Raw genomic sequence first — 613 nt, forward strand, 5'->3', positions numbered from 1 at the left:
AAGGCGGACGCCTGCAGAACCCGGAAGCGAACGACGCGTGGGCGACGGGCTAGTGCAGCGTGGCCGATCCGAAACTGACGTTCCAGCAGACCCTCCACGTCTCGCTGTTTTTTGACGGCACGAACAACCACGACAAAGGTGACGAATGGACGTGAAACGATGGGCTGGCGTGATGGTAGCTGCCTGGGTGGTGTTGCTCGCGGGATGCACCGGTTTGCAGACGAATGCGTCCACAACGGTTGAGGTACCTCGACGGGTTGAGCTGAGTAGCGGCGGAACCAAGGCGTTCAATTACACACCGTGGTACATCCACACGTTTTCGATTTCCGGGCCGAAAGGGTCGCGTATCGGTGGTGGCGGGCCGAATGTGATGCCGGCACGCGAGGACGGGCGTCGCTCCGGTGGGGGGAAAGAAAGTTGCTGCACGCGCTACCCGCGGGAATGGCAGCCGGGCTTGAGGGTAACGGTGCGGTGGCTGGTGAACAAGAAAAACAAAATGACGTCAGGTTGGTACAAAGCCGAAAACGTTCAGATCGAGCCGTATGTCACGGGGCAGACCGCCGGGGTTTGGGCGATCTTCTTACCCGAGGACCGAGTGAAGATCGTCGTCGGG

Annotated in this window: 1 protein-coding gene; it reads left to right on the plus strand. The window is 60.4% G+C overall.

Annotation, left to right across the window (positions count from 1 at the left end):
• Positions 1-145: 145 nt before the first annotated feature.
• On the plus strand, positions 146-613 hold a 468-nt coding region (locus tag LIG30_RS25700), incomplete at its 3' end, for a DUF3304 domain-containing protein (RefSeq protein ID WP_152986202.1).

The organism is Burkholderia sp. lig30 (assembly GCF_000687455.2).
In the GTDB taxonomy this organism is placed as follows: Bacteria; Pseudomonadota; Gammaproteobacteria; order Burkholderiales; family Burkholderiaceae; genus Burkholderia.